At 37.3% G+C, this 13,445-nt stretch carries 8 protein-coding genes and 1 tRNA gene; 4 read left to right on the plus strand and 5 right to left on the minus strand.

The window, feature by feature from the left end; all coding sequences use genetic code 11:
• Positions 1-3: 3 nt before the first annotated feature.
• From BIZ36_RS10295 to BIZ36_RS10305, 3 genes are all read right to left on the minus strand, one after another.
• The gene (locus BIZ36_RS10295) at positions 4-903 is read right to left on the minus strand and encodes a MerR family transcriptional regulator (protein ID WP_187457816.1); all 900 of its coding nucleotides are present in this window, start codon (positions 901-903) and stop codon (positions 4-6) included.
• A 165-nt stretch (positions 904-1,068) separates the two neighbouring features.
• Positions 1,069-1,152, minus strand: a tRNA-Leu gene (locus BIZ36_RS10300).
• A gap of 160 nt (positions 1,153-1,312) precedes the next feature.
• The gene (locus BIZ36_RS10305) at positions 1,313-2,452 is read right to left on the minus strand and encodes a response regulator (protein ID WP_187457817.1); all 1,140 of its coding nucleotides are present in this window, start codon (positions 2,450-2,452) and stop codon (positions 1,313-1,315) included.
• A gap of 140 nt (positions 2,453-2,592) precedes the next feature.
• On the opposite strand from BIZ36_RS10305, the gene BIZ36_RS10310 reads away from it, so the two are divergent.
• The 3 genes from BIZ36_RS10310 to BIZ36_RS10320 all read left to right on the plus strand — a co-directional run bounded on the left by BIZ36_RS10310 (position 2,593) and on the right by BIZ36_RS10320 (position 8,459).
• Positions 2,593-5,679 (plus strand): putative glycosyltransferase family protein, encoded by a 3,087-nt coding sequence (locus BIZ36_RS10310; RefSeq protein WP_187457818.1) that lies wholly within the window; start codon positions 2,593-2,595, stop codon positions 5,677-5,679.
• Positions 5,680-5,755: 76 nt separating this feature from the next.
• Positions 5,756-6,925 (plus strand): hypothetical protein, encoded by a 1,170-nt coding sequence (locus tag BIZ36_RS10315; RefSeq protein ID WP_187457819.1) that lies wholly within the window; start codon positions 5,756-5,758, stop codon positions 6,923-6,925.
• Positions 6,912-8,459 (plus strand): cellulase family glycosylhydrolase, encoded by a 1,548-nt coding sequence (locus BIZ36_RS10320; protein WP_187457820.1) that lies wholly within the window; start codon positions 6,912-6,914, stop codon positions 8,457-8,459. Before BIZ36_RS10315 ends, BIZ36_RS10320 begins: the two co-directional genes overlap by 14 nt.
• 33 nt (positions 8,460-8,492) lie before the next feature.
• Here BIZ36_RS10320 and BIZ36_RS10325 read toward each other — a convergent pair whose 3' ends face one another.
• A complete protein-coding gene (locus tag BIZ36_RS10325) occupies positions 8,493-9,731 on the minus strand; it encodes a glycosyltransferase (protein ID WP_187457821.1) in 1,239 nt (412 codons plus the stop codon).
• An 11-nt stretch (positions 9,732-9,742) separates the two neighbouring features.
• A complete protein-coding gene (locus BIZ36_RS10330) occupies positions 9,743-10,999 on the minus strand; it encodes an oligosaccharide flippase family protein (RefSeq protein WP_187457822.1) in 1,257 nt (418 codons plus the stop codon).
• Positions 11,000-11,344: 345 nt separating this feature from the next.
• Here BIZ36_RS10330 and BIZ36_RS10335 point away from each other — a divergent pair, with 345 nt between their 5' ends.
• A complete protein-coding gene (locus BIZ36_RS10335; protein ID WP_187457823.1) occupies positions 11,345-13,402 on the plus strand; it encodes a tetratricopeptide repeat protein in 2,058 nt (685 codons plus the stop codon).
• The last annotated feature ends 43 nt before the right edge of the window (positions 13,403-13,445 follow it).

Genomic DNA, 13,445 nt, shown 5'->3' on the forward strand with positions numbered 1-13,445 from the left:
AAATTATAGTTGATTGACCACTTCATCAATTGAGGTGAAGGTGCTCACAAATTCTGGTAATTGTTTGTTCTTTAGATATTGAACCTGATGCCCTAAAAGCCACAGTTTAGGGTTTTCAAATTTGCTGGCAAATGCTTGAAAGTCCTCAATATATTTTTCTATATAATCTTTGGTAGGAACTACGGTAAAGTAGGATAAGAAATGTACACCGTTAAAATATTTTAATACCTCGTTCAAATTATCCATTGGTACGGACTGCCCTAAATAAATTGACCTATAACCTCTTCTAATAATCTCGTAATTTAGGTAAAGAAGACCTATCTCATGTATTTCGTTATCTGGCAGGTAAGGAACGAATACTTTGTCATTTCGTTGAGGTTCCAAAGTTTGAAAAGCCTCGGTATTCACCACTATTTTTTGTTTTACCAAATTGGTAATAAAGTGTTCATGGGCAGGGGAGATGGTATCCGTTTGCCATAAAACACCCATTTCGTTCAAAAGTGGAATAAAAACGTCCTTAAATATTTCATGAAAACTCTTTTCTTTACTTAACTCATTAAAGGTTTTCATAAAAAGCGCTTGGTCAAAGTGAAGCATGGATAGCTTAAAGGCGTTAATGCTATGACTTTTTACGCTGTTTGATGCCACCATTTCCCTCACCATATCAGGTATGTTCTGCTCAGGAATTTTTGCAATTTTAGAAATCTTATGGCCGTGGTTATAAAGCAGGGTAATGTTCAGTAGTTTTTGAAGGCTACTTAAAGAATAGGTTCTTATGTTGGTGCTCGTTCTTTCTGGGGATAGAAGTTCATATCTTTTTTCCCATATTCTGATGGTGTGTGCTTTTATACCCGAAAGGTTTTCAAGATCTCGTATGCTGAACCGTTTCTTTATGTTGTTCATCTTTTAATAAATATTGTTAAACAAATTTATAAATTAATCTGAATGTACAACCCTCTAATTTGCAGGATTTCTTAAAAGATAGTTAAAAAAAGAAACGGATTATCGAAATGAGTTAAAAAAAGATATGAAAAAAGCCATCTTTGATTCATTAAAGATGGCTTTTTGTGCGCACGAGAAGACTCGAACTTCCACGACCTAATGGTCACCAGCCCCTCAAGCTGGCGCGTCTACCAATTCCGCCACGTGCGCAGAAAATAAATGGCTACGGCAATTATTGCTTTTGGCCTGCAAATATCATCAAAATAGATTTTCTATGAAAGTTTAAATTCTCTAAAATTCTAGAATAAAAAAGGAAGTTAACTTCAAAGTATTTTGAAGTTAACTTCCCGAATTCTCGAAAATTATGGTTTTATCGATACTTGATAGCAATTTGTGCTAATTGGCCAACTATCTTGACAGAGTCTTTCATGGAAAGTTTGGAACCATCTGCGTGGATCCAACGCTTTAATGGCTGCTCACAGATTAATCTTTTTGCTTCTTCTTTACCGTAGAACCTGCGCATTCTCATAAATATTTCTACATCAAACAACCATTTGGTAACAAATTTCTTTTGGAACATATGTGTGACTATCTCACGATCCATAATTTTAGCTCCGCATTGGGTATCTTTAAACGGCATGCCTAAAATTTTTTGGATGATCATATTAATGGTCATGCTTATTATTTTTCGGGCAGATTCCTTTGTTATATTTGCTCCCATTCTGCTTATACGGCTTCCACTAACTATTTTAAAGTTGGAATTCTCCAAGGTTTTTACCAAGTCATCAAAATCCCTGAAATCCGTAGATAGGTCAGCATCCAAATAACCAATATAATCCAATTGTTCATCTTTTACCATATGAAGGACGCCTTGTCTTACAGCCTCGGCTTTTCCTCCATTTTTCTCACAATTGTAGACGCTTATATTACTAGGATTTTCTTTTTGAAGTTCTTGTAGAACACTTAAGGTATTATCAGTACTACCATCGTTCACGAAGCATAAATGATATCCTAGGTTCTGATGGGCAAATTTTTTGAATTCCTCCCCAGAAAGTCTTTCTTCCTCATTATAACAGGGAATAACCACTCCCACACAATGCTTTTGTAACATTTGTGTATCTGCTGAAATCTTTGAATTAGGGGTAACCTCAGGAGCTCCAATGATACGTTTAATCCTTGCGGACATTTCATCCAGACTCACGGGTTTTTTCATGTAATCATCGATTCCCAAATCAAAACCGTCTACAATAACCTTTTCATCGGTATTGCCGGACATAATGATAATTGGGGTTTGGGATTTTTTGGTCTGTCTTATGTGTTGTACTACCCCCAAACCTGACATTCCGGGCATATTTATATCCACCAATACCAAGTCCGGTTCCAAGGAGTCGAATAATTCTATGCCTTTTTCTCCATTATCTGCAACTTCTACGTCATAACCTATCTCGGTCAATCTTTTCTTAACCGACATCAATATCAGTTGCTGGTCATCAATAGCTAGTACTTTCATAATTTAAAAGTTTGGGACCTACGTATTCTTTTCGGTGAATCATTTGTTTTGCGATATCACTAGAAAAGGTCAATTTTACAAGTGTATAACAATAATTTCATCTAATTATTGTTGTTATTTCTTACAATTATGCATTTTTAATGAAGGGAACAAACGTATTATTGGTGGTAGCCTTATTTATAGGGCTTGCATTCCATGGGTCCAGTATATTTTTCACGCTGGAATATACCTATGACGCTTTAATACACCTGTTTTTTGCTGACCATTATGCCAACAGTTGGTTTGAACCTTGGGATTATCGCTGGTATACGGGATTTACGGTTCAAGGATATCCACCTTTGGTGCATCAATTAATAGGCATTCTTTCCTATATTGGTGGATTAAAATTTGGGCTTTTTACCGTTGGGTTATTGGCCATTTTGTTGTATGTAACCGGTGCATATAGGTTTGGACTTTTAATGACCGGTGATAAAAAAGTTGCTGGATATACGGCCATTTTAGCGGTTTTTTCCTCTACTTTTATTGAAACCCTACATATTTTTGGACAACTTCCTAGTATTTCGGCATTATCCATATTAATGCATTCCCTTACAGAAATTTACCTCTGGCTTAAGACAGGAAAGCGTGTTTATCTTTTTACAAGTCTATCCTTAATTGCTGTAACGGTTACCTCGCATCATGTAACCCCTATTTTTGGAATGGTCTTTTTCATATTTCCATTGATAGGAATGGTTGTTATGGATGTATCCAGAGATAAAGTTAATTCTTACAAGGAATTAAGGTTCAAAGTGTTTTGGAGTTCCTTTAGACAGCTTTTTTGGAGAATAGTAAGTTTTGGGTTCTTTTCGTTGATTCTTATTGTTACATGTATTTTGCCCTATTGGATCAACTCCAAAAAGAATCCTATCACCCAAGTTCCTATACCCCATGGTTCTAGGGATAATTTTTTGGAAGTAACCTCTTCGGGTTTGGTCTTTTTTATGATTCCTTGGGGAATCTTACTTTTTCTCATTCCCTATCTTTTTTATCGGTTTTATAGCAAGCGCTATTTGTTTTTTGGATTATCAATGACCATGCTCACTATTTTGGGAACAGGGGGAACAACGCCTGTTCCTTTAATGCTCCTTGGAGAGACGGCCTTTAATATCCTAACATTGGATAGGTTTACTTTGTGGGCCACCATTATGGCGCTTCCTATTTTTGGAGAGTTTGCTTTTAGAATGGTAGAGGGCGATATAAAAGAAAAAATTCAGAGAAGGCTTGGTTCTGTTTACCACAGGATTCTAGGTGGTTTTATAGCTGGCGGTGTTCTTTTTATGGTCATTTTTACCATGAGTTTGGGGTATTTTAGACCATCGCAACCGGCAAAAATCAAAATGCTGCCTATCGTAAATTTCTTGAATCAAGATCAGCACGATCGCTGGCGATACTTACCTTTAGGTTTTGGTGATCAAATGGCTTGGTTGTCCGCACAGACGAAGGCAATGACGGTAGACGGAAATTATCATTCTGCAAGACGATTGCCCGAATTAACTACGAGGGCCATAGAAAGGTTGGAAAACTCTAAGTTCAGGGGGGTTGAGGGAATTGGTTCCTTACAACAATTTTTAACTGTACCCGAAAAATACAATCTCAAATACATCTTTAGCAACGACAAATTTTATGATCCGTTGTTGTATTTCTGTGGTTGGCAACGGCTACAGCAATTGGAAAACGGGATTATGGTTTGGGAAAAATTAAATGTACCGCCTATGCCGGCCATACTTCCCAAAGACGATGTGCCAAAGTGGTCAAAAATAATGTGGGGGGTTATACCCATCTTAACTGTTCTGGTAGCTTTCTTTATCAACGTACAGATGTTATGGTACCGTGTCCTAAAATCAAAAAAGTTGCCCTTGCCAGATTATTTTAAGTACCGGGTGGCATATAATCGTTTTCCTGGTTTTATGATTGTTGTCAATCATATTTGGGCTGTAATTGTCTTGATTTGTTTGGCTTTTGGGATGTACAAGTTTTACATTCACAATGCGAGCCAGAGGTCTCCGGAAAATGTACTTACAGCATATTATAACGCTCTGGATTTTAAGGAATTTGAAACCGCTCATTCCTTTTTGGATAAGGAGAGGGAAGTTCCCATTGCACAATATATGCTTGAAGTTTCAGTAACAGATGGCATTTTAAGTTCTTATGCCAAGCTGGATGCAATGGATATTACCATTTCCGAAGAAACAGAATTTGGAGCAAAGGCCATTGTGGACACGGATTGGGTGACCCCTTTAGAAAGAGTAAAGAAAATTTACTATCATGATTTGGTCAAAAGAAACGGCAATTGGTTTATTATGCCATCTTATTTAGATACGGATATACCACCCGATCAACTTTTTAGCAGTAATGACACCAAGTTTTATAATCATGGTAGGCGTAGGGTAACTACCCAACAGACTTATCACGAAGATGTGCTTAAACAACCAGTTTTGGAAGTGTTGACTGCAAAATTAGTTAAATATAATGGTCAATATTCCGTTATAGGAGAGATACAAAATGTGGATAATATTCCGGCAGATGTGGTTATTAAGGCCACTCTTTATAATGACGCCAACAAAGAATTGGCCAATTACGATGCCAAATATCACATGAAACACAAGTTAATGCCTATGGAATCTACTTCGTTCAAAATAAATTTTGAAGGAATTGCCTGGTCGCAGACAAAAGATACCATACCTCCCACTTTTAATCCAGATGAGTTTACGCCGGTTGAATTGGAGGAGCAACCCACTAAATTTAATCTTCAGTGTGCGGGCAATGTAGCCAATACAGATCTTTATAAAGGATTAACAGTGCAATCACTACATATTGAGGAGCAACAAATTGATGGGGAACTCTATAATTCTGGAATTCAAGAGGTAACTATTCCATTATTATTGATTTCCTACTATGATGAGAATAAAGAACTAATTTGGGTGGATCATCAATTTGTTAAGGATGGGGTTAGGGTACAAAGAAAACAGCCCTTTCATTATAATTTATTGAATGTAGATGATGTTAGTACGATTAACAGTAGTCTCAAAAATTGTTTTGTAAATGGCTTGCCCAATGAATCTATAGCGGAGAAGGTAATTCCTGATAGGAACCAAACCCATCAATGGGACCAATTACAACCCCTTAAAGGAAATAGTTTTGATTTTGTTAAACTAGAATTGAATAGTTATATCGGAAATCCGAAATAAAAACATGTTGGGGCGCCATTTTTATATTATCCTGTTTTTTTTGATTCTTTCTTGCAGAGGTGAGGAAAAAAAGACTATGGTATCTAAGGATATATATGTTGTTGGTCATGAGCAACCTTCATCCATTGTAGCTGGGGAAATTGCCAAATTTACTTTTGAGATTAAAGGAAAGGGTAATCCGTATTTATTAATACATCAGGGTTTAGGCCCAATTATTTTGCAGCCAATGTTCCTTGACAACAAGTTGGTTTTTACTTTAAACAAAAAGGATACTAGGCAAGCAGGTTTATATGAATGGGAACTTATTAATAAATCACAAGCAGTGTTAAGTGGTAATTTAAAGGTGTTGCCCAAGCAAGAATTGACCACCAAAATAGAAACCTATTTTGGTCCTAGAAGTATTAGGGCCGGGGGAGATGATTTTTCCATGTTATTTATGGTGCCAACAGACGTGTATGATAATCCTTTACCAGATGGAACATCTGTAATTATCAAAAGACAAATGGACAATGCTCAAGATAGCATACAGGGAGAGTTAAGAAATGGATATCTATGGCATAACCTGTTTAGCTCTGACCATGCCGGGAGAATGTTGGTGAGCGCCACTGTTAATCAAATAAGCTCCAAAGAACTGACCAGTATGATAGCACCATCCAATTCAGTTAATTTCAAGATTGATTACAAAAGAGTACATGATTATGCAGATGGTAATCAGGTAATAGAATTTATAACAGATGAAATTCAAGATCGGTTTGGCAATACGGTTGCAGATGGCACATTGGTTAATTTTCAAGTTACCGATCAAGATGGGGCTAGATTGCTGACCGTGGGGTCTACCTTGGCAGGTGTAGCAACCGGTAAACTCTTGCACCCCACAAAAGCGAGTAATTGGAAGGTTACCGCATATGTTACGGGAGAATCAAAAAGCAATGAAACTCAAGTACAATTTAAATCAGCGGTGAAAGATTATGAAGTTTCTTTTTTGCATGATAACCGTTTGATTGAGGTAGGGCCCATTCATGGTTTTATGGAGCAACTAGTTCCTGATGGGTTGTTGATTACGTTAAAGTTGTTTAATGATAAGGGTGAGTTGGTCGACACTAAATTAACCAACTCCAGCAAGGGCAAAGCCTCCTTTGAATTGGAAGAACTGTTTTATGAAAATGGGTTTTATACCATTAACCTGGAAACGGCCGGCTTACAAAAAGAATTTAAAGTAGCTTTAGGAACTAATGAACTGGAATAGGTTACTCATAAGATGTTTTCTTATAATCACCTTCTTAGGTGTCAATGCCCTTATTCTTTTTGGTATAAGTTCTGTATGGTCCTACTTGAATACAGGAGCCGAAAGGTCTTCACGCTTACATTTGAATTTGGAGGAGGTGCGCACGTATTTACCCAAAGTGGAGTGGGATACATCCAGAGTAGAAGGAAGACCTATGGAGCCGCTAACACTGGCCGCAATTGAACGAGATTATTTAAATGGGTGGTATGTAAAAAACAATTCTCTCTTGACCAATAAGAGATTTGGTCTTTCAGATTATTTCACTGATAGTGCTAGGGTAAAGGTGAACCGTATTCTTGACTTCAATTTAGAACAACAAGCTTCGTTTAGGCAAACTACTTTAAATCACTTTCCAAAACTTGACTTTTATAGTGCAGATGGAACCCAAGTTTATTTCACGGATCATAATGTGGATATTTATCAAGAAAGCTTGGTAAATAATCAACCTGTCCTAGAAGCGAAAAAAAAGGAATCGTATAATGTCATAATGCTTCTGGAGGACGGATTTTGGAGAATTCGTCATTTTACCAAAAGGGAAAATAAACCTGAACCGGAAAAGCCGCTTTCAAAATTATCAGATAGTATTAAATCTTTGGTTAAGGACATTAAAGGTCTTAATTATTACCCCAAGGATACCCCTTGGGATGTTTTTGGGAAAAAATACAGTGATAGTATTATATCCAAAGACTTTGGGTTAATTAAGGAAATGGGCCTTAATACCATTAGAATTTTTATCCCCTACGAGGATTTTGGAGCAGCTTTTGTGGATGGAAAGAAAATTGATAAAGTAAAATCCCTTTTGGACAAGGCATATGAAAACGAGCTAAAGGTTGTTGTTACCCTGTTCGATTTTTACGGTAATTATGATGTTTTTGATTGGACATTGACCCATCGTCACGTAGAGCATGTGGTATTGGCCCTAAAGGACCATAAGGCAATTTTGGCTTGGGATATAAAGAATGAACCTGATTTAGATTTTGAATCCCGCGGAAAGGAAATGGTAATGGCCTGGCTTGATCAAATGGTAGATGAGGTTAGAAAATGGGATGGCAAGCATCCGGTTACTATTGGTTGGGCAACTCCTGAAGGTGCATTGAACCTAAACGAGAAATTGGATTTTATCTCCTTTCATTACTATAGGGAATTAAAGGATTTTGAAGAAGCCTACATTCAACTTGAAGAAGGTATCAATGACCCTGAAAAGCCTATAGTTCTACAAGAGTATGGTCTTTCTTCCTATGGAGGACTTTGGAATTTTTATAGAGGATCAGAAGAAGACCAAGCCAATTACTACAAAGAAATTCAAGGAATTTTAGAGGACCACAATATCCCGTTTCTTTTTTGGACTCTTTATGACTTTAGCCAAGTGCCAAATGCGGTAGTTGGACGTTTACCTTGGCGTAAAAAACCGCAGCAATTTTATGGTTGCTATGATACGGAAGGAAAGCCAAAACCTGCAACAAAGTATTTGATACAAAATAAAAAAGCGGAGTAAAAACTCCGCTTTTAAAAGGGTAACTCGATATAATTAAGCGTCTGTTGTTTCAGGGGACAGTTTTATGGAGTTAACATCGATTACTCTACCTTTTGATTTTTGAACCTGAATGGCCTTGAAGTAATCTATGTACATTTTTGTTATTGTGCTCATAGGAAGAGAACATGCTGCTTTGTAGTTGGTTTGCGCCAATTCTATACGGTGCGCATCATCCAAGATTATCTTTTCAATGGCATCCGCCAAAGAATATTTATCTTCTGGAGCAAAGAATTCACCTCTATAACCTTCTTCCCTTACCAGAATGCTCAAATCGCCTAAGTCTGGCAATGCCACTGCTTTCCCATAGCTTCCCGCTTGGTGAAGTACCCCGGAACTTCCGGTAGTGGAGGTATATGGAAAGACGACAACTGCGCTTTCGCCAAAAATCACGGGAACATCCTCTTCCGCCACATAACCCGTAAACCTAAGTTGGTCTACATGGCTATATTTCTTCTTCATTTCCTCAATATATCCCGGAGTATTAGGGCTATCCGTACCAGCAATAACTATTTCAATGTTTTCATGTGTACGGCTTCGGATTACTTCCACAGCCTCAATAAGAACCTCTACCTTTTTATACGTGCCAAATTTTCCAAAGGCCATCACTTGTTTTGGCCCTTCCGGGAGGTTAAAATTTGGAAGTGGTGGGGTTTCAAAGGATCCATGGGGTATAAGTGCGATATTTTTTGCTTTGTATTTTTTTTCCAAAGTGGAAACATACTTGCTTATGGTAACCGACACAATATCAGAAGCTAAAATAAACCTTGTAAGATTGGTTCCAATAAAATTATAGGCATATTGCAGAAGTTTATTATTTGTAAAACCCGCACTTCCTAAATCCACTTTCTCCAAAATATTATGTAGGAGGGATATAGTAGGAATACCTTTTCGCCTACACATATAGGGTAGCATTAACCCTAGTGCCGCAGGAATCTTTTTATCCCCAAACTTTAGAAACTGTAGGTTAAAGAGGATTGCATCCGGTTGATGTTTGCTCACTGCTTTGTTCACCCTAAATAGGTTCTGGTAACTATTAAAATCCCAACATTCCTCAACGATAATGGGGCACCCTTGTTCCTTGAATTCCAAATCCTTGGGGGTAGGGGTACTGTCTGTCATCAATATAATTTCAGACACCTCTGGTTGTAACCTAAAGTGCTTTACCAAATAATAGGCATACTCGTTCAAAGTGACCTTGCTGGGCGGGTAGGCAGTAACAATTGCTAGTTTCATTTTAGTATTTATTAGTCCGTAAGTCGGTTATTTTTAGTAAGCTCTTTATTTAAAAAATAGATTATTTGTACCACTAATAATGTGGACATAGCAATGATTTGCATGTGTACTACCGTGGCCAGGTTTTCATGAAAAAGGGCCACCAATACTATTTGTGACAGTCCAAGAATTCCGGAAATGATAACCGGAACATAATGATCAAGGGATAAAAAGTAGTAGGCAAAAATATTGGATACAGCAAAGAGTGATGTTGCCAAGGCATATTGCCATAAAAGGTCGGCCATACTTAAATAAGACTGCCCAAACATTAATGTTATGATCAAATCTGGAAATATATAGCAACTGATTACAATTGCTGCGGATAACAGGCCTATATAGGTTACGTATTTGAATAGGATAGGGGCAGTGGGTTCACCATCCTTTTGTTTTTGTACCACAGCGGGTAAAAGAAGCATTACAAACATCCATGCTACAAAATATACAACTCTGCCAATTAAGGCTAGAGAAGCGTAAAGACCGGCATCCAGAGCATCAAAATAATGTTTGACCATTAGGATGTCGCTATTGTTGATGATAATCTGTGTGAGTTCGTAACATGCTGTGAGTACTACAAACTGGGAGACTTTCTTTGCATTTTCTGGGCTTAACTTTTCCGAAGTGTTCAAAGAGACCCCTTGCATATCAGAAGGATAAAGTCCAAATAGGAAGGAAATTAGTATACCTGTTGCTACCAAAATTCCAGGTTCAAAATCAAGGAGTATCAGTAATAACATAGTGATAAGTAGCCTACTCCACATTTCTGTTTGATAGGTGATGGAAAGCCTGTTGAATTCCTGATTTCCCTGATACGTACCTCTATTGACACTCATGAAAAAATAGATAGGTATGCCAATTCCAAAAATGATAAACATCCACTGGCTTTGGGCATTGAAGAGGACTTGTAGTTTACTGGATAAAATAATTATGATAAGCCCAACAATTGTTCCAATAATTGCTGATTGTTTGTAACTATTATTTTTGAATTTGCGCCATTCGTTACCTGTAAAAAGCACCGCAAATTTGGCTACGGCCAATTGAAAGGTCATTCCTAGAAACGAAAGTACTAGTAGCAAGGTAATGAGCAGAGCAGCTTCGGAAAATGCTTCGGGGCCTAAAAACCTTCCCAATAATAGGTTATACAAATAGTTGCCACCGTTGACGATTAGAACGCTTAGCATGAATAACTGCTCTTGCGATACCTTTCGAAGCATTAGTCTAATGGCCGTCATACTATTCTTTAATATGTTGATTTTTCTCTATAAAATGATTACAGTCGTGTAAAACGAGGAATCATTTATAGTATACTAACGTTTATTTTGTATTTTATTGTAGGATAAGTCTTATGTTTTATGGTGCATAATTATCAACTGAAAGTTGATCACACGTTTATTGATTTTTGAGTTTTTGTTTATACTCAATTTACTTGTAAGTGTTATAAATAGTAGGATATAATCATAAAGACTTTACTTCTTGGAAAATTTCGAATATCTCGGTCCGATATTTTTTTAATCCTGACAACATAATTTTGTAAATAGTACGTTATAGTTTTTGTAAATAAAAACTTACGTAAATTGATGTTACGATTCCTGGCAATAATCGGTTTAACCCTGATCACTTCCAACTTGTTGGCACAAGAGGATATGACTCCCGGATTTCAACTACTTGAAAATGGTAAATTTGATAAGGCAGAAACCTTTTTTGAGGACTATTTAGAACAAGACCCACAAAATAAGACTGCAAAGCTTTGTTACGGTCGAGCGGTTGGTTTGAACGGGGATCCTAAGAAAGCTACAGCACTATTTGGATCCTTAAAGGATAGCTATCCCAATGATTATGAAGTAACCATCAATTACAACGAATCATTTTTATGGGATAAGCAGTATGAAAAGGCCAAACCATTGTACAAGGATTTGGTGACGGACTATCCTGATAAATTTGGGGCCGTACTTGGTTATGCAAATACCCTTTCCAATCTAAAGGAATATGAGGAAGCTTTGGTTTGGGTGAATAAAGCTATTCAGCTTAGTCCGGAAAACCCTGGTGCTAAAGTCTCCAAAAAATATATACGGTTAGGGTATGCGAATGAATATACAAATGCACAGAAGTATAAGGAGGCAGAGCATCTTTTATTACAAATTTTTAAGGATTTTCCAGAGGATAAAGATGCCCTTACCAATTTGGCCAATCTTTATTTAATCACAAAAGAAACAGATAAGGCCAAAGCAATCTACTGGCGTTATGCTACGAATAAAAAAGACTCCATAACTGCCAGAAACGGTATTGCCCTGGCAGAGCATATTGCCGAAAATGATAGGGAAGCGCTAAAGGTTTCTCAACGGGCCATGGAGCGTTTGAATTCCGTAAACGACACGGAATTGATAGAACGCACCAATAATAGATATGTACAAGCGCTTATCTGGAATAGGCAATTTAACAAGGCCAAAAAGCAAATAGAACTACTTGAAAAATCCAACCCTGATAGGAACTGGATAAGGGCCTTGAAGGCAACATTGGGGATGTATACGGCTAACTTTAAGATGAGCCTCACAAACTATGAAGAAATATTAGTGAAGGATAGTACTTCATTTGATGGTAACCTTGGTATGGCCAACGCATTATTTGCTTCTGACCGAATAAAACCTGCGTACAATGCGGCCTTTCAGACTTTGAGAATCTTTAAAAACCAAAAGGATGCTCAAGGTTTTATTGAAAAACTAAACGGGTTGCATGTTCCTACCGTACAAGATCATGCGGCTTATACATTTGACAACGGCAATAATGTGGCCTTCTCAAACACTATCAACGGCTTGGTTCCTTGGAGTACAAAATTTAAGACTTCAGTTAGTTATCAATATAGGAATACCGAAAACACTGTTACCTTAAACAAAGCGGAATCCCATGTATTCAGTTTGGGGGTAGATTATAAATTAATGCCCAATGTGAACCTGAGTAGTCATATTGGTGTCAATAATAGTAGGTTTGAAGAAAGTTACAGCCAACCGGTCCTTAACTTTAAGTTGGCCTTAAAGCCCTATCGTTTGCAAAATTTAGAATTGGGATACCAACGTGAAATGCAAAGTTTTAATGCCGATTTGATTGAAAGGGAGATAGTGATGGATAACTACGGCCTCACTTATAATTTAGGAACCAACATCAATTTGGGATGGTACACGCAGCTAATGCACACCAGACAGTCAGATGATAATATTCGTAATTTATTGTTTACCTCTCTATACTATTCAGTGTTTCGCAAACCAGCATTTAAAGTTGGGCTAAATTATCAATACATTACTTTTAAGGACCAAGTGCCCACTATTTATTTTAGCCCTGAGGTTTATAGGGCTGGAGAGGTTTTTGCGGACTTAAGAGGTGATTTTTCTGATAAAACCAAGTATTATCTCAGCGTTGCCACGGGTTTGCAGCGTGTGGAAAATGACCCGCAAACGCCTATATTTAGAGCAGAGGCTGGTATCACCCATCAATTCAATAAAAGGCTAAGTGGAAACCTTTATGGAAAATACAGTAATATTGCGTCTGCGACTGCTGCTGGATTTGAATTTACGGAAGTAGGATTAAAGGTTAAATGGCAATTACAGGAAAAGCCTATTTTTTTCGCCAAGCTCGATAATTAAATCTATTGCCCATTACAACGCTTTATCCAATAAAAAAAGATGG

The sequence above is a fragment of the Cytophaga sp. FL35 genome, from assembly GCF_014349235.1.
GTDB lineage: Bacteria > Bacteroidota > Bacteroidia > Flavobacteriales > Flavobacteriaceae > Euzebyella.